The organism is Natrinema marinum, assembly GCF_024296685.1.
GTDB lineage: Archaea > Halobacteriota > Halobacteria > Halobacteriales > Natrialbaceae > Natrinema > Natrinema marinum.
Genome location: NZ_CP100763.1, coordinates 3,269,781 through 3,294,041 on the forward strand (window position 1 = coordinate 3,269,781; position 24,261 = coordinate 3,294,041).

At 62.3% G+C, this 24,261-nt stretch carries 19 protein-coding genes and 2 tRNA genes; 11 read left to right on the plus strand and 10 right to left on the minus strand.

The features are described from left to right. Positions 1-91 precede the first annotated feature (91 nt). The 3 genes from NKH51_RS16235 to NKH51_RS16245 form a co-directional block, all read right to left on the minus strand. On the minus strand, positions 92-502 hold the full coding sequence (locus NKH51_RS16235; RefSeq protein ID WP_254762713.1) for a group I intron-associated PD-(D/E)XK endonuclease: 411 nt from the start codon (positions 500-502) through the stop codon (positions 92-94). Positions 503-731: 229 nt separating this feature from the next. Next, positions 732-804: transfer RNA gene (locus NKH51_RS16240), tRNA-Asp, on the minus strand. 189 nt (positions 805-993) lie between these two features. Further along, positions 994-1,066 (minus strand) — tRNA-Asp (locus tag NKH51_RS16245). Between the two features lie 324 nt (positions 1,067-1,390). On the opposite strand from NKH51_RS16245, the gene NKH51_RS16250 reads away from it, so the two are divergent. From NKH51_RS16250 to NKH51_RS16275, 6 genes are read left to right on the plus strand one after another with little or no spacing between them, the layout of a single operon-like run. After that, positions 1,391-1,618 (plus strand): DNA-directed RNA polymerase subunit H, encoded by a 228-nt coding sequence (locus tag NKH51_RS16250; RefSeq protein ID WP_254762714.1) that lies wholly within the window; start codon positions 1,391-1,393, stop codon positions 1,616-1,618. Beyond that, complete coding sequence (locus NKH51_RS16255) at positions 1,619-3,199, plus strand: DNA-directed RNA polymerase subunit B'' (protein WP_254762715.1); 1,581 nt, start codon at positions 1,619-1,621, stop codon at positions 3,197-3,199. Positions 3,200-3,203: 4 nt separating this feature from the next. Continuing rightward, positions 3,204-5,033 carry a DNA-directed RNA polymerase subunit B gene (gene rpoB, locus NKH51_RS16260; RefSeq protein ID WP_254762716.1) on the plus strand — a complete coding sequence of 610 codons (1,830 nt, stop codon included), beginning with the start codon at positions 3,204-3,206 and terminating at the stop codon, positions 5,031-5,033. Positions 5,034-5,036: 3 nt separating this feature from the next. After that, complete coding sequence (locus NKH51_RS16265; protein ID WP_254762717.1) at positions 5,037-7,964, plus strand: DNA-directed RNA polymerase subunit A'; 2,928 nt, start codon at positions 5,037-5,039, stop codon at positions 7,962-7,964. Next, on the plus strand, positions 7,957-9,150 hold the full coding sequence (gene rpoA2, locus NKH51_RS16270) for a DNA-directed RNA polymerase subunit A'' (RefSeq protein WP_254762718.1): 1,194 nt from the start codon (positions 7,957-7,959) through the stop codon (positions 9,148-9,150). The genes NKH51_RS16265 and rpoA2 overlap by 8 nt, the downstream gene beginning before the upstream one ends. Before the next feature lie 3 nt (positions 9,151-9,153). Beyond that, the gene (locus NKH51_RS16275) at positions 9,154-9,579 is read left to right on the plus strand and encodes a NusA-like transcription termination signal-binding factor (RefSeq protein ID WP_254762719.1); all 426 of its coding nucleotides are present in this window, start codon (positions 9,154-9,156) and stop codon (positions 9,577-9,579) included. A 71-nt stretch (positions 9,580-9,650) separates the two neighbouring features. Here the strand turns inward: NKH51_RS16275 and NKH51_RS16280 are convergent, their stop codons facing one another. Beyond that, positions 9,651-10,376, minus strand: coding sequence for a hypothetical protein (locus NKH51_RS16280; RefSeq protein ID WP_254762720.1), 726 nt, complete (start codon positions 10,374-10,376; stop codon positions 9,651-9,653). Positions 10,377-10,690: 314 nt separating this feature from the next. Here NKH51_RS16280 and NKH51_RS16285 point away from each other — a divergent pair, with 314 nt between their 5' ends. The 3 genes from NKH51_RS16285 (at position 10,691) to NKH51_RS18950 (ending at position 12,155) form a co-directional block, all read left to right on the plus strand. Continuing rightward, positions 10,691-11,119, plus strand: a complete 429-nt coding sequence (locus NKH51_RS16285) for a 30S ribosomal protein S12 (protein WP_004267302.1) — start codon at positions 10,691-10,693, stop codon at positions 11,117-11,119. Between the two features lie 2 nt (positions 11,120-11,121). After that, positions 11,122-11,736 (plus strand): 30S ribosomal protein S7, encoded by a 615-nt coding sequence (locus NKH51_RS16290; RefSeq protein ID WP_254762721.1) that lies wholly within the window; start codon positions 11,122-11,124, stop codon positions 11,734-11,736. A gap of 290 nt (positions 11,737-12,026) precedes the next feature. Further along, positions 12,027-12,155, plus strand: a complete 129-nt coding sequence (locus NKH51_RS18950; protein WP_425606675.1) for a DUF7503 family protein — start codon at positions 12,027-12,029, stop codon at positions 12,153-12,155. A 2-nt stretch (positions 12,156-12,157) separates the two neighbouring features. Here NKH51_RS18950 and NKH51_RS16295 read toward each other — a convergent pair whose 3' ends face one another. The 4 genes from NKH51_RS16295 to NKH51_RS16310 form a co-directional block, all read right to left on the minus strand. After that, the gene (locus tag NKH51_RS16295) at positions 12,158-14,023 is read right to left on the minus strand and encodes a hypothetical protein (RefSeq protein ID WP_340674292.1); all 1,866 of its coding nucleotides are present in this window, start codon (positions 14,021-14,023) and stop codon (positions 12,158-12,160) included. Positions 14,024-14,323: 300 nt separating this feature from the next. Next, positions 14,324-15,022, minus strand: coding sequence for a DUF7504 family protein (locus tag NKH51_RS16300; protein ID WP_425606706.1), 699 nt, complete (start codon positions 15,020-15,022; stop codon positions 14,324-14,326). Positions 15,023-15,164: 142 nt separating this feature from the next. Beyond that, positions 15,165-15,920: a DUF5781 family protein gene (locus tag NKH51_RS16305; protein WP_254762724.1), complete on the minus strand. Its 756-nt coding sequence runs from the start codon at positions 15,918-15,920 to the stop codon at positions 15,165-15,167. Between the two features lie 109 nt (positions 15,921-16,029). Then, positions 16,030-18,501: a hypothetical protein gene (locus tag NKH51_RS16310; RefSeq protein WP_254762725.1), complete on the minus strand. Its 2,472-nt coding sequence runs from the start codon at positions 18,499-18,501 to the stop codon at positions 16,030-16,032. A 309-nt stretch (positions 18,502-18,810) separates the two neighbouring features. Between NKH51_RS16310 and NKH51_RS16315 the strand changes: the two genes are divergently transcribed. Further along, on the plus strand, positions 18,811-20,997 hold the full coding sequence (locus tag NKH51_RS16315) for an elongation factor EF-2 (RefSeq protein WP_254762726.1): 2,187 nt from the start codon (positions 18,811-18,813) through the stop codon (positions 20,995-20,997). A 275-nt stretch (positions 20,998-21,272) separates the two neighbouring features. Here NKH51_RS16315 and NKH51_RS16320 read toward each other — a convergent pair whose 3' ends face one another. Further along, positions 21,273-21,419, minus strand: coding sequence for a hypothetical protein (locus NKH51_RS16320; protein WP_254762727.1), 147 nt, complete (start codon positions 21,417-21,419; stop codon positions 21,273-21,275). Between the two features lie 121 nt (positions 21,420-21,540). Continuing rightward, positions 21,541-22,920 (minus strand): serine--tRNA ligase, encoded by a 1,380-nt coding sequence (serS, locus tag NKH51_RS16325; RefSeq protein WP_254762728.1) that lies wholly within the window; start codon positions 22,918-22,920, stop codon positions 21,541-21,543. A gap of 118 nt (positions 22,921-23,038) precedes the next feature. On the opposite strand from serS, the gene NKH51_RS16330 reads away from it, so the two are divergent. Continuing rightward, entirely contained in the window at positions 23,039-24,247 is a 1,209-nt protein-coding gene (locus NKH51_RS16330; RefSeq protein WP_254762729.1) for a potassium channel family protein, read from the plus strand. Positions 24,248-24,261: the final 14 nt, after the last annotated feature.

Sequence of the window (24,261 nt, forward strand, 5' to 3'; positions counted from 1 at the left end):
GCACTGGCGGCGATTTAAACGCCCGGCCCGAAGCCGCTCCGTCTCGTCTATCGCCTCTTCGTGATAGAAACTGGAACAACATTCTGGCCAGTTAGGGAAGACGAACATCGAAGCGGAACTCTTCGGCTCTGTTGACGCTCGGATGGTCAATCTTCGGCTCGGTCAACCGCAGGTACGTGCTCTTTTTTCCGGCGTCTTCGGGCGGCACCCAGTATAGGCTGCCGTTATCCGTACATCGGACAGCGAACGCATCGATTTCACCGTTATAGTTCACCATCGTTGTATCTCCGTTGACGGTCGTTTTACTCGCGGTTTTGAACCGGATAACGTCCTCTTCGATCCAGCCCGTTTTACATTGGACTCGAAATAACCGTCGTCCGGTATCGGGTACGAGATCGTATTTGTCGTTATCACCGAACGGAATGGAAACGGAATATCCTTCTGCGATGAGCGCCGCTATAATTCTTGCTTCGGTTTCGTCACCGACTTGTTTGGTGTTCATCGCTCTACTGGCATAGTCCACTACGATAATAATGTGTTATTCGAATAACTTCTCCGGCGGATCGGGGGTGCCGCCGAGCGACTCTCGAGTGCCTCCCTGTTTCACCCGTTTCGGATGACTGCTTCTGGTACTCGACTACTGTCTCTGGAAAATGTCAGTGGTGCCTTTGGAGCCGTCTGGACCTCGTTCCGTCGTCACCACTCTATCGTGGATTTACGCCGGCAGAAAACGCCCGAGGCGGGATTTGAACCCGCGTCACGACCGTGACAGGGTCGTATGATGGGCCACTACACCACCCGGGCTCGCAACTCTCCGTTTTTTCGTGGTAGTATTAAGGGTTTTGCTCCCACTCTGTTGTCATCGTTTGGTGACAGATGAGATGTGTTGGTGAAGTACTGTCGATTGGCACCGTTTGCCCCTCCTAGTCAGTGTTTCTATTACCATCTAAGGATAATCACTCGCTCCACTTGTAGGCTTACGTCGGTAGAAAACGCCCGAGGCGGGATTTGAACCCGCGTCACGACCGTGACAGGGTCGTATGATGGGCCACTACACCACCCGGGCTTCCGATTCATCGTTGCCTGCTGGTGGTATTAAGGCTTTTCAATCGGCGGGCGTGTGGTACGGGCCGCCCAGCCACGATCACCGCTTCGAGTCCTCTTTCTCTGCCCCCATCATGTCATACCCTCCCACGACCCACAAGGAATATAACTGAGAACCGGATACTCTCGAGTGTGATCGTCCGCTCCGGTCAGGTTCGCCCGGCCGGGTAGCCCTGCTTGTGCGTCGACTTAGTAACCGTTAAATGCCTCCCGCCGCTATTTGCCTGTAGTATCTCGTGACAGCCGCTTCTCCCCCGATAGCCGACACGCACACCCACACCAATCCATGGTAGACGTAAGCCAACACGACCTGGTTCCCGAGCACTCCGTCCTCGAGGAAGACGTCCTCGACGAGGTGCTCGAGGAATACGATATCGACCGCACAGACTTACCGAAGATCAAACGCAACGACCCCGCGTTGCCGGACGACGCCGAGGTCGGCGACGTGATCAAGATCGTCCGGGACTCGCGAACGACCGATCAAGCAATCGTATACCGACTCGTGGTGGAATAAATGGCAATGGAACTCAACCGCGACGAACGGCGAGAGATCTCGCGCGAATATTTCTCGAAGGAACGGATCGCCGAACACCACTACCGCTCGTTCAACGCCTTCCTCAACCGAGGGATGCAGGAAGTCGTCGACGAGAAGGCGACGATCGATACGGACATCGGTGACAAGGAAGGCGAGGAGCCGGTCCACGTCAAACTGGGCGACGTCCGCGTCGTCACCCCCCGCGTTCGGGAGGCAGACGGCTCCGAGGAGTTGCTCTACCCGCAGGAAGCGCGGCTTCGCAACATCACCTACTCCGCGCCGGTGTTCATGGAGATGTCCATCGTCAAGGGCGAGGAGGGCGACCAGCGGGTCGTCGATTCGACCGAGACGAAGATCGGCCGGATGCCGATCATGGTCGGCTCCGAGAAGTGTAACATCGCCGGTTTCTCCGACGAGGAGCTGATCGAGATCGGCGAGGACCCCGCCGACCCCGGCGGCTACTTCATCGTCAACGGCTCCGAGCGGGTGCTGATGACCAGCGAGGACTTAGCGCCGAACAAGATCCTCGCCGAGTACGACACCAAGTACGGCGACGAGATCCAGGTCGCCAAGACCTTCTCCCAGCGTCGGGGCTACCGCGCGCTGGTCCTCTGTGAGCGGACGCGAGATGGTCTGCTCGAGGTCTCGTTCCCCTCCGTGTCGGGCTCGATCAACTTCGTCACCCTCGTGCGCGCCCTCGGACTGGAGTCGGACGAGGAGATCGTCCACAAGGTCTCGAACGACCCCGAGGTCGTCAAGTACATGCTCGAGAACTTAGAGGAAGCGGAGGTCCAGACCGAGGAGGAAGCGATCGAAGCCCTCGGGAAGCGCGTCGCTTCCGGCCAGGGGAAGAACTACCAGCTCAAGCGGGCCAACTACGTCATCGACCGGTACCTCCTGCCGCACCTCCACGAGGACGGCGTCGAGGAAGAAGATGTCCGGATCAACAAGGCCCACTACCTCTGTCGGATGGCCGAGGCCTGCTTCGAACTCGCGCTCGGCCGGCGCGAGGCCGACGACAAGGACCACTACGCGAACAAGCGCCTGAAGGTCAGCGGCGACCTGATGAAAGACCTGTTCCGGACCGCGCTGAACAAGCTCGCCCGGGACGTGAAATATCAGCTCGAGCGCGCCAACATGCGCAACCGGCAGCTCTCGGTGAACACCGTCGTCCGCTCGGACGTGCTCACCGAACGCCTCGAGCACCCGATCGCGACGGGCAACTGGGTCGGCGGTCGCTCGGGCGTCTCCCAGCTGGTCGACCGAACGGACTTCATGGGTGTTCTCTCGCACCTGCGACGGCTTCGCAGTCCGCTCTCGCGCTCGCAACCGCACTTTGAGGCGCGGGACCTGCACGCGACCCAGTGGGGTCGTATCGGGCCGTCGGAGACCCCGGAAGGACCGAACTGCGGACTGGTGAAGAACTTCGCGCAGTCGATGGAGCTCTCCCAGAACGTCGAGGACGAGCAGGAACTCAAACGCGAACTGGCATCGATGGGCGTCGAGGGCATTCCCGGCCTCGAGGGCATCGAACGGACGACAGCGTCAGGGGACGACTGATATCATGAGCAGCCAAGAACGAGAGGCGAAAGTCTACGTCAACGGGTCGCTGGTGGGGACCCATCCCGATCCGCACGAACTGGCAGAACAGATCCGCGAAGCGCGTCGCATCGGCGACGTCTCCGAGATGGTCAACGTCTCGGTGAAAGACCGCACGCGCGAAGTGATCGTCAACGCCGACGCGGGCCGCGCCCGGCGACCGCTACTGGTCGTCGAAAACGGCGAGCCCCGCATCTCCGACCAAGAGATCGAGGCGCTCAAAGAGGGCGACCTCGAGTTCGAGGACCTGGTCGACCACGGCTACATCGAGTTCATCGACGCCGAGGAGGAAGAGGACATCCTCGTCGCCGTCGACGAAGACGACCTGACCGAGAAACACACGCACCTCGAGATCGACCCGTCGCTGATCTTCTCGATCGGTGCCGGGATGATTCCCTACCCCGAGCACAACGCCTCGCCCCGAATTACGATGGGGGCGGGGATGATCAAGCAGTCGCTGGGGCTGCCGAGCGCGAACTACCGGATCCGGCCGGACACGCGCCAGCACCTGCTGCACTACCCGCAGCTCTCGATGGTCAAGACCCAGACGACCGAGCAGATCGGCTACGACGAGCGCCCCGCGGCGCAGAACTTCGTCGTCGCCGTCATGAGCTACGAAGGGTTCAACATCGAGGACGCGCTGGTCATGAACAAGGCCAGCGTCGAGCGAGCGCTCGCGCGTTCTCACTTCTTCCGCACCTACGAGGGCGAGGAACGCCGCTACCCCGGCGGACAGGAAGACCGCTTCGAGATTCCGAGCCAGGACGTTCGCGGCGCTCGCGGCGAGGAAGCCTACAACCACCTGGACGAGGACGGTCTCGTCAACCCCGAGACGAACGTCGACGAGAACTCCGTCCTGCTCGGGAAGACGAGCCCGCCGCGGTTCTTGGAGGAACCCGACGACATGGGCGGTCTCTCACCGCAGAAGCGGCGTGAGACCTCCGTGACGATGCGTTCGGGCGAATCCGGTATCGTCGACACCGTCACCCTGATGGAGGGCGAGGACGGCTCGAAGCTCTCGAAGGTCTCGGTGCGCGACGAGCGGATCCCCGAACTCGGCGACAAGTTCGCCAGCCGCCACGGCCAGAAGGGGGTCGTCGGCCACCTCGCGCCCCAAGAAGACATGCCCTTCACCGAGGAGGGCGTGGTGCCAGACCTCGTGCTCAATCCGCACGCGCTGCCCTCGCGGATGACCGTCGGTCACATCCTCGAGATGATCGGCGGCAAGCTCGGCGCGATGGAGGGACGGCGCGTCGACGGGACGCCGTTCCTCGGCGAGGACAAAGACGAGCTCCGCGGGGGGCTCGAGGATGCCGGCTTCGACTCCGCGGGGAAGGAGACCATGTATTCGGGGATCACCGGCGAGAAGATCGAGGCGGAGATCTTCGTCGGCGTGATCTTCTACCAGAAGCTCTACCACATGGTCTCGAACAAACTGCACGCCCGCTCGCGCGGGCCGGTGCAGGTGCTGACCCGCCAGCCGACGGAGGGGCGCGCCCGCGAGGGCGGGCTGCGTATCGGGGAGATGGAACGCGACGTGTTCATCGGCCACGGAGCGGCCATGACGCTGAAGGAACGACTACTCGACGAGTCCGACCGCGAGTTCATCCACATCTGTGCGAACTGCGGGATGAGCGCGGTCGAAAACGTCGAACAACGGCGCGTCTACTGTCCGAACTGCGACGAAGAGACCGATATCCACGAGATCGAGATGAGCTACGCCTTCAAGCTCCTCTTAGACGAGATGAAGGCCCTGGGTATCGCGCCGCGACTCGACCTGGAGGACGCCGTCTAAACCATGCAAAACAGTACACCAAAAGACATCGGACAGATCTCCTTCGGGCTCATGGAGCCCGAGGAGTATCGGGAGATGAGCGCGACGAAGATCATCACCGCCGACACCTACGACGACGACGGCTTCCCCATCGACATGGGGCTGATGGACCCGCGGCTGGGCGTCATCGACCCCGGACTCGAGTGCAAGACCTGCGGGAAGCACTCGGGGTCGTGTAACGGCCACTTCGGGCACATCGAACTGGCCGCACCGGTCATCCACGTCGGCTTCACGAAACTCATCCGGCGGCTCCTGCGGGGGACCTGTCGGGAGTGTTCGAAGCTGCTGCTGACGGAAGACGAACGCGACGAGTTCCGCGATCAGTTAGAGGAGTCCCGGAAGCTGAGCCGGGACCTAAACGACGTGACCAAGGCCGCGATCCGGCAGGCCCGCAAGAAGGATCGGTGTCCGTTCTGCGGCGAGATCCAGTACGACATCGACCACGAGAAGCCGACGACCTACTACGAGGTCCAGCAAGTCCTCACCAGCGAGTACTCCCAGCGCATCGCCGGCGCGATGCAGGGCGACGAGGAGGCCGGCATCGAGCGGACGACGCCCGACGAGCTCGCCGAGCAGACCGAGATCGACCTCACTCGCGTCAACGAGATCCTCTCGGGGTCGTTCCGTCCGCGCGAGAGCCAGCGCAAGGCCATCGAGAAGGCCTTAGACATCGACCTCACCGAGGAGGACACGAACAAGCTGATGCCCAGCGACATCCGGGACTGGTTCGAGGCGATTCCGGACGAGGACATCGAGGTGCTCGGCATCAACCCCGAACGCTCCCGGCCGGAGTGGATGATCCTCACCGTTCTCCCCGTCCCGCCGGTCACCGCGCGGCCGTCGATCACGCTCGACAACGGCCAGCGTAGCGAGGACGACCTCACGCACAAGCTGGTGGACATCATCCGGATCAACCAGCGGTTCATGGAGAACCGCGAAGCCGGCGCGCCCCAGCTGATCATCGAGGACCTCTGGGAACTGCTGCAGTACCACGTCACGACGTTCATGGACAACGAGATCTCGGGCACGCCGCCGGCGCGACATCGCTCCGGCCGTCCACTCAAGACCCTCTCCCAGCGCCTGAAGGGCAAGGAGGGTCGCTTCCGGGGCTCGCTGTCGGGCAAGCGCGTGAACTTCTCCGCCCGGACCGTCATTTCGCCGGACCCGACCCTCTCGCTGAACGAGGTCGGCGTCCCGGACCGCGTCGCCAAGGAGATGACCCAGACGATGAACGTCACCGAGCGCAACCTCGCCGACGCCCGTCGATTCGTCTCGAACGGCCCCGAGGGTCATCCCGGCGCGAACTACGTCCGCCGGCCCGACGGTCGCCGGCTGAAGGTGACCGAGAAGAACTGCGAGCAACTCGCCGAGAAGGTCGAGGCCGGCTGGGAGGTTAACCGCCACCTCATCGACGGCGACATCGTCATCTTCAACCGCCAGCCGTCGCTCCACCGGATGTCGATCATGGCCCACGAGGTCGTGGTCATGCCGTACAAGACGTTCCGGCTGAACACCGTCGTCTGTCCGCCGTACAACGCCGACTTCGACGGCGACGAGATGAACATGCACGCCCTCCAGAACGAGGAGGCCCGCGCCGAGGCCCGCGTGCTCATGCGCGTCCAAGAGCAGATCCTCTCGCCGCGTTTCGGTGAGAACATCATCGGGGCCATTCAGGACCACATCAGCGGGATGTACCTGCTGACCAACGACAACCCCCGGTTCAACGAGACCCAGGCGCTGGACCTGCTTCGGGCCACCCGGATCGACGAACTGCCCGAACCCAGCGGGATCGACGACGAGGACAAACCGTTCTGGACCGGCTACGACGTCTTCTCCGAGCTCTTGCCCGACGACCTCAACCTCGAGTTCACCGGGACCGTCGGCGACGAGGTCGTCATCGAGGACGGCCAGTTGCTCCAGGGAACGATCGCCGAGGACGAGGTCGGCGAGTTCGGCGGCGAGATCGTCGACACGATCACGAAGATCTACGGCAACACCCGCGCGCGGATCTTCATCAACGAGGTCTCGACGCTGGCGATGCGCGCCATCATGCACTTCGGGTTCTCGATCGGGATCGACGACGAGACCATCCCCGAGGAGGCCCAGTCCCGCATCGACGAGACCATTGAGGACGCCAACGACCGCGTCGAAGAGCTGATCGAGGCCTACGAGCGCGGCGAACTCGAGAGCCTGCCGGGGCGGACGATCGACGAGACACTCGAGATGAAGATCATGCAAACGCTCTCGCGTGCGCGTGACAACGCCGGGAACATCGCCGACGAGCACTTCGACGACGAGAACCCCGCGGTCGTCATGGCAAACTCCGGTGCCCGCGGATCGATGCTCAACCTGACCCAGATGGCCGGCGCGGTCGGCCAACAGGCAGTTCGAGGCGAGCGGATCAACCGCGGCTACGAGGACCGCACGCTCTCGCACTACGAGCCCGACGACCTCTCGGCCGAGGCACACGGCTTCGTCGAGAACTCCTACACGAGCGGTCTCACTCCGCGGGAATTCTTCTTCCACGCGATGGGCGGCCGCGAGGGGCTGGTCGACACCGCAGTCCGAACGTCGAAGTCCGGTTACCTGCAGCGTCGGCTGATCAACGCCCTCTCCGAACTCGAGACGCAGTACGACGGCACCGTCCGGGACACCTCGGACACGATCGTCCAGTTCGAGTTCGGCGAGGACGGCACCTCGCCGGTCAAGGTCTCCTCCGGCGACGAGAACAACATCGATGTCGAACACATCGCCAGTCGCGTCCTCGACTCCGAGTTCGAGTCCGAGGCCGAGAAACAGGAGTTCCTCGGCTCCCGGCCGCGGCCGACGAACCTCTCCGAACACGCCGACGATCGCCTCGCCGAGGGCACGGAGGTGACCTCCGATGACTGAGGTCCACTACGACGTCGACGACGACACGATCGCGGTCGTCGAGGACACTGACCTCCCGCGACGGCTCAAAGACGACGTCTACGAGACCCTCGAGGCCCGCGAGGGCGCCACCGTCGAGGACGCCGACGAACTCGCGAAGGCCGTCGAGACCCGCTACCTGGACACGCGGGTCGACCCGCTCGATCCCGTCGGCACCGTCAGCGCCCAATCGATCGGCGAACCCGGCACGCAGCTGACGATGAACACGTTCCACTACGCGGGGGTCGCCGAAATCGACGTCACGCAGGGGCTGCCGCGGCTGATCGAACTGGTCGACGCCCGGAAGACCCCGGATACGCCGATGATGACCGTCTACCTCGAGGGCGAGTACGCCACCGAGCGCGAGAAGGCCCACGAGGTCGTCTGGAAGATCGAGGCGACGAAGATCCTCGCGCTGGGCGACGTCTCGACGAACGTCGCGGACATGCGCGTCCAGATCTCGCTCAACGAGGACACCCTCCGCGAGCGGATGATCACGCCCGAGGAGGTTGCCGAGATCATCGAGGACTCGCTGGGTGTGAGCACGGTCCAGCAGGGCACGCAGATTCAGTTCGGCCCGGAAGAGCCGTCCTACCGTGATCTGCTCCAGCTCGTCGAGGAGCTGCGCGACATCACGTTCAAGGGAATCGAGGACATCTCTCGCGTCGTCATCCGCCGCGAGGAACTCGAAGAGGGCGAGGAGTTCGTCCTCTACACCGAGGGCTCGGCCTTTGGCGATGTCCTCGAGATCGAGGGCGTCGACGCCTCGCGGACGACGTGTAACAACATCCACGAGATCCGGCGCAACCTCGGCATCGAAGCGGCCCGCGAGGCCATCATCGAGGAGACGAACAACACGCTGGCCGAACAGGGGCTGGACGACGTGAACGTCCGACACCTGATGCTCGTCGCGGACATCATGACTAACCGCGGCGAGATCGAGTCGATCGGTCGCCACGGCATCTCGGGCTCGAAGGAGTCCGTGCTGGCCCGCGCGGCGTTCGAGGTGACGGTCAACCACCTGCTCAACGCCGCGATCCACGGCGAAGTCGACGACTTAGACGGCGTCACGGAGAACGTCATCGTCGGGAAGCCGATCAAACTCGGCACCGGTGACGTCGACCTCCGGATGGGATCGACGACGTCCGGAAGCAGTCAGGCCGACTGATCGATGGGCGTCACCCTCGACGACGATGCCCGGCAGTACCTCGCCGCCTTCGAGGATGTGACGGGCGTCGACGGTCGGGACTGCCTCGTCACCGAGGGCGGCGATCAGTTGCTGATCGTCGTCGCGAGCGGCGGCATGGGCGAGGCGATCGGCCCCGGCGGCCGGACCGTCCAGCGGTTCGAAGAGCGCGTCGACGCACAGGTCCGCCTCGTCGAAGGGGCCGATGATCCCGAGGAATTCGTCGCAAACGTGCTCGCGCCGGCGGCCGTCTACAACGTCACTATCAGCGAGAACAACGACACCGTCGCCTACGTCGAGGTCGCCGACGACGACCGCGGCGTCGCAATCGGTACGAACGGTCGGACGATCGACGCCGCTCGTACCCTCGCGGGTCGGCACTGCGGGATCGACGACGTGCAGTTGATCTGACGCGGCTCCGACCGCTTTTTGAATCGACTTCGAACGAGTCAGCGAGACCGGTCTCCGCCTGCCTATCGGAACTATCCGCTCGAGTTCGAGTCGACATCACGGTCGTCCGTGACGTTGGGGTCGGACGGTGTGTTTCGGGTTCGGTTGGTCGTCGCGTTCGCGGCCGACCCGATCTCGCCGGTCGGCGGAAACGACTGATATCGTTCCAGTTCGATCCGCGTCCAGTCCTCGTCCGCGATCTCGAGGCGAATCGGTCCGGTCTCGGCTTCGGATCCCCTCGAACCGGTACCTGTGTCCGTCCGGTTCCGATCGTCGGCGTCGGTTGATTCCAGCGGAACCGGATCGGCAGCGGTCACACCGGAAACCGAAACGAGCGCCCGCCCGGAGGTCTCTGTCCGGTCGACGGTAAACACGATCCAGTTCGGAAACCGATCCGCGGTCGCCGACACCGTTTCACGGAACGTCCCGTTGTACTCGGTCCCCGCTTCGGTGTCGGTTTTCGTTCGCTCGTCGGTTTCGAGGGCGTGCCACGGGAGGTCGCCGTGCTCGAACCGATCGATTTCTTCCCCGTCGGTGTTGACGAGATGTGAGCGAACGCCGTAGAATCCTTCACTTTTGGCGAGGGCGTTCAGGTGGTACCACACGTCGAAGGTTACGTCCCACGTCCAGCCGTCGTCGTCGGTTCCGACGACCCGTACGTTTCGCGGCTCGAGTTGGACGCTCGACCCCTGCTCGGCGCACCCCGCGAACAGCGGCGTCGTCGTAACGATCCCCGCGATAACGCGTCGACGCTTCATCGTCAGAACACTGTCTTCTGAACTGATAAATATTCGGCCGAAAATAGCGTGCGTGGAACCGTCGACGGTGGCACTTGCGGGATCCGGTCGCCGCGTCGGTTGAGTGGCCTTACCACGGCACCTCGACTGGAACGATCCGTTCGATTCGTCGGCTCTGCTACCGGATCCAGCGACGACATGGACGGTTCGAGAGCGACCCTTCGGTGACGAAACCCGCTCAGATTCCTTCGTTGGGGTCGATCGACGGTTCTCGAGCCGTAATGCGGAGTCGAAACGGGTCGCTTAAGTGCCTTCGTCGGATAGCGACGGGTACTATGGCAAACGGCAAATACGCCGCGCGCAAGCTCAAGAAGGACCGCCAGAACCAGCGGTGGTCCGACTCGGACTACGCGCGCCGCGCCCGCGGACTTCGCGAGAAGTCCGACCCGCTCGAGGGCGCACCGCAGGCTCGCGGTATCGTACTCGAAAAGGTCGGCATCGAGGCGAAACAGCCCAACTCGGCGATCCGAAAGTGCGTTCGCGTCCAACTGATCAAGAACGGCAAACAGGTCACCGCGTTCTGTCCCGGTGACGGCGCGATCAGCTTCATCGACGAGCACGACGAAGTCACCATCGCCGGGATCGGTGGGGCGAAGGGTCGCGCGATGGGCGACCTCTCCGGCGTCAACTACAAAGTCGACAAGGTCAACGGCGTCGCGCTGAAAGAACTCGTCCGCGGGAACGCGGAGAAACCGGTGCGATAACCATGGCGGCAGAAGATCAACCGGACCCGGACGCGCCGGCCGGCGGCGCGGAGGCGGATGTCTCGGCGAAGCTCTTCGGAACGTGGGAGATCGGCGAACTCGAGTACGCTGACCCCTCGACCGAGCGCTACATCACGGTGACGCCCGTCGCACACACCGCGGGCCGTCACGCCAGCAAGCAGTTCAAGAAATCGCAGGTCTCGATCGTCGAGCGCTTCATCAACCGCTTGATGCAGACCGAGGAGAATACGGGCAAGAAACAGCAGTCGCTCAACTACGTCCGTGATGCCTTCGATCTCATCCACGAGCGCACCGAGGAGAATCCGATTCAGGTGCTCGTCACGGCCGTCGAGAACGCCGCTCCGCGGGAGGAGACCGTCCGCCTGAAGTACGGTGGCATCTCGGTCCCCAAAGCTGTCGACGTCGCCCCGCAGCGTCGGGTCGACCAGGCCCTGAAGTTCCTCGCCGAGGGCGTCTACAACGACTCGTTCAAGACGAACACGTCCGTCGAGGAGGCCATCGCCCGCCAGCTCATCGGCGCGGCCAACTACGACGTCCAGACCTACGCGGTCAGCCAGAAAGAAGAAAAAGAGCGCGTCGCGGCAGCCGCACGCTAACGCGATTCAGTTCTCTCTTTCCGTTCTCACCTAGCGACAGCCGTTCGTCCCTCGATCGACCGCTTTAACTATCGGTATCTGTCACCTTCGCTCAGCGTACCCCGCCGCGCCGTTCAGCGGTATCGGTCCCCTCGAGTTCGCTCGACTGCACTCGGTGGGCCCGTTCACGGGCCTCTTTACTTCGTTTAATTATATTTCTAACAGCATTATATAGGGTTGGTATTATCTATTCTCTATATGCTATTTTAAAATAAGTTAATTACTAGTCGGGACGATATCTCGAGTGTACCATGACGGACATTACAAACTACTTGAAGAACCACCCTCGAATGATCGGCGGTCTGTTCACCCTTATGTTACTGCTGGCACAAGCAGGAAATGTCGCAGCGACGAACGGAACTAGGTTTCTGGGACCATAGACTTAGTGTTCTTTTTTAAGAAGCTCCTTGCTCCAGTGGAGCTGGTTGTCCCATAGAACTGGAAAGAGTGCTTCATCAAGAAATGCCTTTAGCTCCTCTGCTGTCACTGAGATGTTTCCTGTCTTTCCGGGTGTTACATAGAACGATTCAATTGAGTCGATATGTGGCGAAAAGACACCTCCCCTTGTGAACTTCTCCGAAGTGTATGTAACCAAATTAATTTTTGCTCCTGCCGAATCTTCTGTGACCAGGCAGACGTTCGGAATACGAGTCTCAGACTGGGCTATCGTGGTGCGACCATCTCCAACCATGAGATACTGTTCCCCAACGATATTTTCGTGCCGAGCAATATCTAGGGATGCATAGAGTGGAAACCCAAGGTTCAGCAGCCGTGCGATTGTGCTTCCGACACTGACAGCACCGCTATTTACAACATTGCCTAATGTTACGATTCCACCGATACTTCCGGTTTCAACGAGATAAAGACCCTGATCGTGGGATTGACATGCGTTCAGCAAGAAGGCTTTCGCACCGACAGTATCAACTGTTGCTGCATCTAGCTTCCCATCTGAACATTGAAATCCTCCCTTGTCAATATGCCCAATATAATGCAAGAAGTCACTATCTTTGGCGAGGACGTTTTCAAGACCTTCTGTTGAGAGGTCGTAATTCAATGTTATATCAAACGGTAACTCGTCTCGGGTTCCGTATGTTCCGTTGACACTCTCCAATTCCTCACGCATACTTTGGTCATTACAGACGACTTGAATTTCAATTGGACCATCCTTGGGTTTTCGGCCCATATTGTGCTGATATGCTGATAGCGGAGTCGTGCTGATGATTTTCGAATTATTGATGCCTGTCCATGATTGTTGGATTGTTGTTGGATCTGGTGAATTTGTGGGTTCAATTGCTGACTTGTTCCCGCGAACAGAATGTGGCTGTGCGCTCCTCACGAAGTCGTTTCGCGTAAAACTCTCGATCGCTTTTTCTGCAACTGGCTCGGGAGGTACCAATCCATCATCATTTTCTTGAGGGGAAACGACTGCGAGGTCATTGGCGATGAAAGGGAGGAACGGAATGTACTTCTCAGCTGGCCGAACATTCGTTTCAAATCTCCAATCTGGGAAGTACGGTTTTAGGTTCTCATATGGCTCCTTTAGGTATGTTTCAACTCGTTTGCTGAATGACTGATTGTATGCTGTTTCAATATCGAAATGAAGGAGTGGTTCAACCGATTGACGCTCAAATAATGGGAGAGGAGTTGTCCCTTCCGTTCTGACTACGCAGTCGAGAAAGAAAAACTTCTCTAACACACGTCTAACCGATGAGCCAAAATCGTCTGGACCATCCAACTCGTACGCGTATCCACTTCCTGTTGTTATCTTCGGAACGTCTCCTGGAACTATTTTTGCGCCAAGATAATACGCCAGTGGGGTGATAGAAAACACATGCCGAAGTGTACTGGGTATGCAGATCTGAACGTTATGTTCTAATTGAGAAAACTCCTCGGGTATATTTAATGTTTTGCCAACTTCAAGACTGGGTGGATGTCCCCGAAGCGTCGGATATGCTCGTTCGGGTGTTGCTGTCTTAAGTGCTGAACCGAACGCGGACACTGCTGCCATTATGTCTGATGGCTCTTTTGTTGTCGTAATCGTTCCTGCTGGGCGCTCGTGAAACGATCGCGCTCCGAGGACCACGTCTGTCTCGTCAGCGAAATTCACGTATGTTTTTTCCCCATCAGAAAAAACACACACCGAACTATTCACGCGTGCGTATACTTTTAAAGGACCTGACAGGTCTAGTGTATAATCTGCGTATTTAAGATCTACCTGTTCAGCAGGGCTCACTTTTTCGAGCATCATACCATTGGAATCGCGAACGAGGACTCCTTCAGTAGTCGGTAGCTCAATCGAACCCGCCGTAAACTGGACTACTGAACCAACTGGGAACCCGATCCGATCAGCAGACGCTGACTCGAGCGAGACCGGTTCGTTGGTCGTCAACTGATACCGGTGGCGTTCGATCGGATCGATGATCTCTACCCCGTCCTGTGTCGGCTCGAATTTCGGTTTCATCGGAACGGATGCTCGTGTCGGACGGCCATTGGCAGGCCGACTGCAGTACTGCCTCGACAGCGGAACCAGCGGTGTGGCGACGAGACGTTACTTGGGGCCGACCGATAGCCACCCGGAAGAGTGGGTCCCATCGTCTATAATCCACCGCTCCTGATAGTTGCCGTTCTGTTCCCGGAGTTCGACGACGATATCGAACAGCGGCGAGAGGATCGGGACGATCCTGGCGTCCCGCTCGACCGGGAGATGATAGTGCGCCATCCCGTTGACATCTCGCGTTCGTCCGTTGGTCAGATGCAGGAACTTGAAAAGTTGCTGTTTGCCGTACTCCTCGAGCAGGGGGAGCAGGGAGTCGATGCCGACCCGGAGTTCGGCGGGCTCGAGGCCGCCCGCATCGGTTTCGAAGGATTCGATCGCGCTCGAGATGGCAATACCGAGGTCGGCGAGCGTGTCGACCTCGGTCGGCGAAGCCGGAATCGAGGGGCCGGCTGGCGGGCTGCTCGCGGCGGCGCTGCGAGCCTGTGCGTCGTAGCTGATCGGTGAGAACGTCTCCGGGTCGGGATCGTCGACACGGAGTGGAAGCTGGTGCGAGTCACCGGTCGTCGAGACGAGGATCCGACGACGGAGTTGCTCCGACTCCTGGCCCAGTAGTCGCCGACAGGCATCGCGGCGCTGGTCCGGCCGGACGGAGCCGACGACGAGAACGCCCGCACCCTGGCGTTTCAATCGCGCGAGTTCGTCGGAGAATCCGTCCTCGTTCATTTCTGCGCAGTCCGTTCCCGAGAGCATCACTTGTATGTTCCGCCATTTCATTGCCTTAAACAATAAAGGTTCGGATTGAAGCGTACCGCTCGGCGGCGCCCTGACGCGGTTTGCTGGGGATTCGGCTTTCGATACGGTCACCGTCGATACCGCAGCAATCGGTGGGCGGTCAGTCCGCAGCGAGCCCGTCACCGCCGACGTACGCGCGGGTGGCGTCGACGAGCACCTGGCGGTAGGTGCTCGCGTCGGGTTCGCGAGCGAGTTCTCGGAAGCGGCGCTTGAACTCGCCGAAATCGATCTCGGGGGCGTCCATGGCGGCCGCGTGGGCGAGGTCGTAGAGCCGGTGGTCTTCGTCGACGAGGTCGTGTCGTTCCGCAAGCGCCAGCGCGAAGGCCGCGTTCACCGCCGTGATTTCCGGATCGGCGCTCGGCGAGAGTCGCTCGAGTCCCGGCCGAGGCGGCGTCTCGGGCCGGTCGGCGAGCGCGATCGCGAGACTCGACTCGAGGAACGAGAGCAGTTTCTCGCCGGGGCCGACCGAGAGGGTGATATCGTCGGCGTAGATGTCTTTCATGTGGTTTGCGATCTGGTAGCAGTGAGAGAGTTTGCGGCGCTCGACGCTGCGACCGGCCAGCCCGAGGTAGAGCACTTCTTCGGTCGACTGTGTGTGTGAAGGGTGTCGCTGTTCGTGGCGGGCCATATGGGCGAACTCGTGGAGGGCGAGTTCGCGGGCCATCGCCGACGAAGCGGCCTGTCGCGAGATGTTCAGGACGTGGCGGTCGTCGTAGTGGGCGGCCCACGTCCGCTCGTCGGGGTCGTCCCGAAGCTGGACGTGAACCGGCAGCGAGAGGTCGTGTTCGGTCTCGAAGAGGTCTTGAGCGCTGAGAAACGGCGCGCTCGGCCCCGGTCCCTGTACACGTATATCCATGCTTACCAGTACCAAGGGCTCGAGCGCTATTACAGTGACGGCTGCCGTCAGCGCGTGCAGGCCGGTATCGTGCGATTTCGTGCGCACCGCGGTTCGAAACCCTGCGGCCTCAGGCCGTCCCCGATCCGCCGAGGGCGTTGTTCTGATAGGTGACGGCCGTCGTCGACACATTGCTCGCGTTGGTATAGAGACCGTACCCGGCGCCGTTGCGAATCGTGGTGTTCTCGATGAGCAGGCGCGAGCCAATGTACGCCGCCACGTTCGCCGGTTCGACCCGGTGGTTGAAGCGCTCGGACCCGGCGTACTCGACGACCGCGTAGACGAGCCGATTCTCGACGCGGTCGCTCTCGCGGTAGGAAAGCCCTCGCCAGAAGCCGGCCGTCTGCTGTTCGCCGGTGAACGTGATCGGCGTGTCGGCCGTCCCGGTCGCGTCGAGACTCCCGGTCGACCGGACCTCCACTCCCGCGTTGCTCTCGAAACTCACCGTCGCACCGGCCTCGATCGCGAGGTCGCCTCGGACCTCGAGTTCATCTTCGACGACGTAGCGGGCGTCGACGGCCTCCCACGTAACGGACGATCCCTCCTCGATCCCGTCGCTCGTGGGGATCACGTCGATGCGGTCGTCGTCGTTGCCGACGTACGTGCTCGTCTCGGGGAAGAAGCCCGAACTCGGACTGCGGACCCAGGCGGCGCCGCTCGCGTTCTTCGTGACCGTATTCCTGTGGAACGAGTCGACGCTCTCGTTCGAACTGACACAGACGCCGTAGCCACCACTCTCTCGAATCGTGGAGCTATCGACCCTGAGCCGCGAGCCCGCGCGGACGGTGACGTTCGCAGCGACGGTGCTGTGGTAATAGCTCTCCGCACCGCCGTACTCTACGACGGCGTGGGCGAGCCGGTTGTCGGTCCGATCAGTATCGCGGAACTGGAGGCCGCGCCAGTAGCCGCGGGTTTTCTGTTCGCCGGTGAACGTGATCGGATCGACCGACTCGTCCTGGTTCAGTCCGACCGCTCTGAGGCTGCCGTCGTTCCGCACGTCGAGACCGGCGTCCTGTGCGAAGCTCACCGTCGCGCCGGGTTCGATCGTCAGGTCGCCGTAGACAGGAAGCACGTCGGTGGCCACGTAGCGGGCATCGACGGCCTCCCAGCTGTCGGAGACCGTTTCCGGAACGCCGTCGTTCGTCGGCACGACATCGATACGGTCGTCGTCGTTGCCGACGTAGGTGCTCGTGTCCGAGAAGTAGTGCGAACTCGAGCTGCGGACCCAGGCGGCGCCGCTCGCGTTCTTCGTAACCGTGTTGTTGTGGAACGAATCGACGGTCTCGTTCGAACTGACGCAGACGCCGTAACCACCGCTCTCGCGGACGGTCGCGTCGTTGACTCTGAGCCGCGAGCCCGAACGGACGGTGACGTTCGCAGCGACGGTGCTGTGGTGATAGCTCTCCGCGCCGCCGTACTCGATGACGACGTGCTCGAGTCGGTTCTCGGTGCGGTCGGTGTCGCGAAACTGGAGGCCGCGCCAGTAGCCGCGGGTTTTCTGTTCGCCGGTGAACGTGATCGGTGCCACCGACTCGTCGCCGTTCATTCCGACGGCCGTGAGGCTGCCGCCGTTTCGCGAGTCGATCCCCGCGTTCCGCTCGAAGCTCACCGTCGCGCCGGGAGCCACCGTGAGCCGACCGTAGTTCGACACTACCTCCGTCAGCACGTAGGGGACGTCGGTGACACCCCACTCCACGTCCGCGGATCCGGGGATACCGCCGGACGTCGGCGCCACGCGAACTCGGTCCTTGTCGTTACCAGTGTACTCACTTCCGCCGTCGAAGTGGTGGGCGCTTCGATCCCGACACGCAGCTGCGGTCTCGTTGCCGGTGACGAGACACTGATCGAATGCGTCGAGCGCCGCATCGTATCGGAGGTAGATCCCCTCGCCAGCGTTCTCGCGGATCGTACACCGCTCGAGCGCGACGCGCGAATCGAGCAACTCGAGGCCTGCGGCCCGAACGGTGTGGTGGCTTCGCGCTCCGCCGGCGTACTCGACCGTGACGTGGCGAAGCCGGTTATCGAGGCTGTTCGATCCGTCGAAGACCAATCCGTTCCAGTACCCCCGCGTAGCCTGCTCGCCGGTCAGGCGGATCGGCTCCTCGCAGCTCCCCTGCGCGGTCAGACTCGAGCCGTCGCGGACGTGCAGGGACGCGCCGTTCGCGAACGAGACGGCCGTCCCCGGCTCGATCGTCAGGTTCGCGCCGTTGGTGACCTGGATCTCGTTCGTCACGCGATAGTGCGAACACGTGTCGCCCCAGACGGTGTCGCTCGAGACGCTGGCAGCGACCTCGACGGGAGCATCGCAGTCGGGTCCCGGCTCCTGTTCGTCGAGCGCACACGCGCCGTACCCTGATCCGCCGCCGGAGCCGTCGTCCGTCACCGAATCGGCGTCGGTCCCGTTTGGGTCGTCAGTCCTCGAGTCGTCCTCGGGCGACGACAGGGAGAGTTCGGAGCAGCCGGCCACGGAGCCGGCGATCGATACTGTTCCGAGCGCTCGCAGAAGCGCTCGGCGGTTGGTAGGGTCGTCCGTTCCTGTCATGTCTGTGTTCGACGCGACTCGCACTGCGAACGTCGGTCGCCGAGAAATCGACTGAAACCCGCCGCGCTCGCCCCCAATCGCGTCCGGGTAGCACCTCCCACCGAACCCGGATATACTCTCCTCGTGAACTGTGTTCACGACGTGAATACCGGTCGCTGTCCGTCCCTCCTCGTAGCCGCTCCGAGACCAAACTGCGTGGCATTCACTCACGCAAATTGGACGTTCCGCCGTCCGGACGGGGTGAGGCGACGAAATCCGGCGGCGACGAAACACTACCCTTTTGACCCCGCTGGCGGTAAAGGGGTGTATATGGGCCGACGCAAGAAGATCGTCCAAGAGTGTGAACGGTTGATGGACGAACCGGAGAACATCCGGAACATCGCCATCGCCGCTCACGTCGACCACGGGAAAACGACGCTTTCTGACAATCTCCTCGCCGGTGCCGGCATGATCTCCGACGAGACCGCCGGCGAACAGCTCGCGATGGACACGGAAGAAGACGAGCAGGAACGTGGGATCACTATCGACGCGGCGAACGTCTCGATGACCCACGAGTACGAGGGCACCAACCACCTCATCAACCTCATCGACACGCCGGGCCACGTCGACTTCGGTGGCGACGTGACCCGCGCGATGCGCGCCGTCGACGGTGCACTCGTCGTCGTCGACGCCGTCGAGGGCGCGATGCCCCAGACCGAGACGGTGCTGCGACAGGCGCTCCGCGAGGGCGTCAAGCCGACCCTGTTCATCAACAAGGTCGACCGCCTCATCTCCGAACTGCAGGAAGGTCCCGAGGAGATGCAGGAGCGTCTCCTCTCGGTCATCCGCGACGTCAACGAGCTCATCCGGGGCATGACCGAGGACATGGACGATATCGACGATTGGACGGTCTCCGTCGAAGACGGTACCGTCGGCTTCGGCTCCGCGCTGTACAAGTGGGGCGTCTCGATGCCCTCGATGCAGCGCACCGGTATGGACTTCGCCGAGATCATGGAACTCGAGCGCGCGGACAAGCGCCAGGAGCTCCACGAGAAGACGCCCCTCTCGGACGTCGTGCTCGACATGGTCTGTGAGCACTTCCCGAACCCGGTCGACGCCCAGCCCCGTCGTATTCCGCGCATCTGGCGCGGTGACGACGAGTCCGACCTCGCCGAACAGATGCGCCTCGTCGACGAGGACGGCGAAGTCGTCTTCATGGTCACCGACATCGCGATGGACCCACACGCCGGCGAAGTCGCCTCCGGCCGCGTCTTCTCGGGGTCCCTCGAGAAGGGCCAGGAGCTGTACGTCTCCGGGACCGCCGGCAAGAACCGCGTTCAGTCCGTCGGCATCTACATGGGCGGGGAACGCGAGGAGGTCGATCACGTTCCTGCGGGGAACATCGCGGCCGTCACCGGCCTGCGCGATGCGATCGCCGGCTCGACCGTCTCGAGCTCGGAGATGACTCCCTTCGAGTCGATCGAACACATCTCGGAGCCGGTCATCACGAAGAGCGTGGAGGCCCAGACGATGGACGACCTCCCCAAACTCATCGAGACGCTTCGACAGGTCTCGAAAGAGGACCCGACGATCCAGATTACGATCAACGAGGACACCGGCGAGCACCTGATCTCCGGGCAGGGTGAGCTTCACCTCGAGGTCATCACCCAGCGTATCGAGAAGAACCAGGGCATCCCGGTCAACACCGGTGAGCCGATCGTCGTCTACCGCGAGGCCATCGACCGTGCAAGCGACGAGGTCGAAGGCATCTCGCCAAACCGTCACAACCGGTTCTACATCTCCGCCGAGCCGCTCAGCGAGGAGATCGTCGAGACGATCCGGATGGGAGAGGCCTCGATGAACATCCCCGAACTCGAGCGCCGTGAAGCGCTTCAGGAAGCCGGCATGGACAAAGACGACTCCCAGGTCGTCGAACACATCCACGGCACGAACATCCTGCTCGACCAGACCAAAGGGATCCAGCACCTGAACGAAACGATGGAGCTGTTCATCGAGGGGCTCGAGGAGGCCCTCGACAACGGTCCGCTCGCCAACGAGCCGGTTCAGGGAACGCTCATCCGTCTCCACGACGCGAAGCTCCACGAGGACACCATCCATCGTGGTCCCGCACAGGTCATCCCGGCCACGCGTGAGGCCGTCCACAAGTCGCTCATCGACGGCCACATCAAGATGATGGAGCCGATGCAGGACGTCCGTATCGACGTGCCGAACGACCACATGGGCGCCGCCTCCGGCGAGATTCAGGGTCGCCGTGGCCGCGTCGACGACATGTACCAGGAAGGCGACCTCATGGTCGTCGAGGGTATCGCACCCGTCGACGAGATGATCGGGTTCGCGAGCGACATCCGGTCTGCGACCGAGGGCCGTGCCTCCTGGAACACCGAGAACGCCGGCTTCGAGTTCATGTCCGACTCGCTCCAGCGCGACAAGATCATGGAGATCCGCGAGCGCAAGGGCATGAAGCTCGAGCTGCCGCCGAGCATCGACTACATCTAAGCCCGACTCGGTTCTGCGGTCTCTTCGATTTCGTTCTGCTGTCGGCCGCGTGCCTACCGCCGGGTATCGCTTCGCGTCGCGTATCGCTCGCACACCACCCAGCAACTGCTGACCGCTTTCAACGCTGTAAATCCCAGTTGACAGCGTGGCCAAGCTGATCGCTGGGCGTCGATGCCGTTACGTACGACTGCTGTGCGGCCTCGGTTTTGTGCGCTACTCTCGCTGTCTTTCCATGGGCCTCTCCCGGACTCGAGTACCAGTGCTTCGGCGGATTGCTACGCCGTCAGAACCTTCATGTAGAACGGGCCCATGACGAGGGAGACGAACAGCGCGAGCCACCACGAGAACAGCACCAGCGCGCCGAGGACGAACGTCACGCCCACGACACCGGCGATCACTTTCTGCCTGAGATCGATGTACATAACTGTCAATCAGAAAGATAGAATATAAAACATGTGGAAATATCTAGTACCCGTTCGCGACGCTCGAGGTCGTTACTGAAACCGATACGCTTCCGGATCGAAACTCCGGTCGAGAGCAGCGCTACTCCCGCTCGCCGGCACCCAACGCGGACTCGCCGACCTTCTCGTGGCCTTCGATGACCTCCTTCCCACCCATGTACGGCCGCAGCGGTTCAGGAATCGTCACTGTCCCGTCCTCGTTCTGGTAGTACTCGAGGATGGCCACCATCACCCGTGGAATCGCCAGCCCGGAGGCGTTCAGGGTGTGTAAGTACTCGGCCGATTCGTGGCGCTCGGGGCGGTAGCGCAGGCCGGCTCGGCGGGCCTGGAAGTCCTCGAAGTTCGAGGCCGAGGAGACCTCGAGCCAGCGGCCGCCAGCCTCGGGGCCGTCGTCCATGTCGTCGCCTGGGGCCCAGACTTCGATGTCGTAGGTCTTGGCGGAGGCGAAGGTGAGATCGCCGGTACAGAGCTCGAGGATGCGGTAGGGGAGACCGAGTTGCCGGAGGACTTCTTCGGCTTCGTCCAGCAGGTTCTCGAGGCGGTCGTAGCTGTCCTCGGGCTCGACGAAGTTGACGAGTTCGACCTTGTTGAACTGGTGGACGCGGACGATGCCCCGCGTTTCGGTGCCGTGCTCGCCGGCCTCGCGCCGGAAGTTCGGCGTGTACGCTTGGTGTTTGAGCGGGAGGTCGTCCTTGAGGAGGATCTCGTTGGCGTACATGTTGGTGACCGGCACCTCGGCGGTGGGGCAGAGCCAGAGATCGTCGTCCTCGTACTCCTCCTCGTTACTGCCGCCGAGGCGATAGGCGTCGTCGGCGAATTTGGGGAGCTGGCCGGTGCCGCGCATCGACGCGCTCTTGACCGGAATCGGCGGGAAGAGGTCGACGTAGCCCTGCTCGCGGTGGAGATCCATCATGAACTGGACCAAGGCGTGCTCGAGTTGTGCGCCCTCGCCTTTGAGGAAGTAGAAGCCGGAGCCGGTGGTCTTGGCGGCCCGTTCCTCGTCGATGATGTCTAAGTCCTCGCCGAGTTCGTAGTGGGGCGTCACCTCGTCGGGTAACTCGTGTCCGTCGTCGAAGCCCCAGCGCCGGTCCTCGACGTTGTGACGCTCGTCGAGCCCCAGTGGGACGCTCTCGTGGGGAATCTGCGGGATCTCGAGCAGCCGTTCGTTGAGCTCCTCCTGGAGTTCGACGGCCTCGTCTTCGACGTTCTCGATCTCGGCTTTGAGCTCCCGCGAGCGCTCGATGGCCTCCTCTCGCTTCTCGTCTTCGCCTTCGCCGACGAACTTGCCGATCTTCTTGGTAATCTGGTTGCGATCGTGGCGCAGGTCGTCGCCTTCGGCTTTCAGTTCGCGCCAGCGCTCGTCGAGCTCGAGGAGTTCGTCGACGTCGACGTCTGCCCCGCGGTTCTCTAGGGCATCGCGTACCTCGTCGGGATTCTCGCGCAGATAGGTCCGGTCGAGCATTGGTATTGGTCGTGCGTTCTTTGCGCCCGGCCAAAACCGTGTCGGAAGGTCGCCTCGGCCGCGAGTCAGACGCCGCCGGCGGGAAACGCTTTTTCCGCGGGGCTTCGTCTCTCGAGGTATGGACCCGCTCGAGGGCGAGACGTCGTCGGCCCCGATCGAGTACGAGCCCGTCAGCGTCAAGGACGTCCTCGTCGAGATGAAAGACACCGCGGAGTTGCTGATCGACCTCTCGTACTCGGCCGTCCTCCACCGCAGCGAGGAACTCGCGACGGAGGTGCTCCGACTCGAAGAGCGGATGGACGTCCTCGAGATGCGGGCGCGGATGAGCCTCCTGATGGCCGCCCGGAAGCCGGCCGACGCCGAACAGCTCGCACCGGTGCTGGGGATCGTCGGCGCGGCGGACGGGATCAGCGACGCCGCCGGCGACATCGCGAAGATCGTTCTCGAGGACATGGGCCTGCCCGAGGCAATGCGGGCGGCGCTGCCCGACGCCGCGGGAACGCTGGTTCGGGGCGTCGTCGCCGCGAACTCGCCCTACGCCGGCCGGACGCTGAAAGACATCGACCTCGAGTCGGAGACGGGCGTCCGCGCGATCGCGCTCCGGCGGGGCAGCGACTGGCTGCTCAATCCGGGGCCGAACACGCGCGTCGAGGCCGACGACGTGGCCCTCTTGCGAGGCCCCGATACGGCGATCGGCGACGTCTACGAGACCCTGACCGGCGACGGCTACGAAGCGCCGACCGCCGAGGCCCCGGATATCGACGATCTGGAACGGGCCGTGGACACGATCATCCACATGAAGGACTTCTCCGAGCTGGCGGTCGATCTGGCATACAGCAGCGTGCTGTTCGACAGTGAGGAACTCGCCGAGGAGGTCCGCAACCTCGAGGTCGAGGTCGATGCGATGCAGTCGCGGTTCGAGGCGTGGACGCTCCGGGCGGCCGCCGACGCGGCCGATCCGGTCGTCCTGCGAGGGTTGATCCAGCTTGGAAGCAGCACCGAACGGATCAGCGACACCGCGATCGAGATCAGCGAGGGCGTCCTGCGGGACATCGACGTCCATCCGGTCGTGCAGGCGGCCGTCCAGGAGAGCGACGAGATCATCACCCGCGTCGCGGTCGAGGAGGGAAGCGAGCTCGACGGCACGGCGGTCACGGCCGGCGTTCCCGACGCCGAGTCGACGATGTCGGTGATCGCCATCCGCAGACCCAGCGAGGGGTGGCTGCTGGTCGCGGACGCCGACGCCGAACTGCGCGGCGGCGACGTGCTCATCTCGAAGGGGACCCGGACGGCCGCGGCGGCCTTCCGCGAACTCGCGGCCGCCTGACGGCGACTCCACCG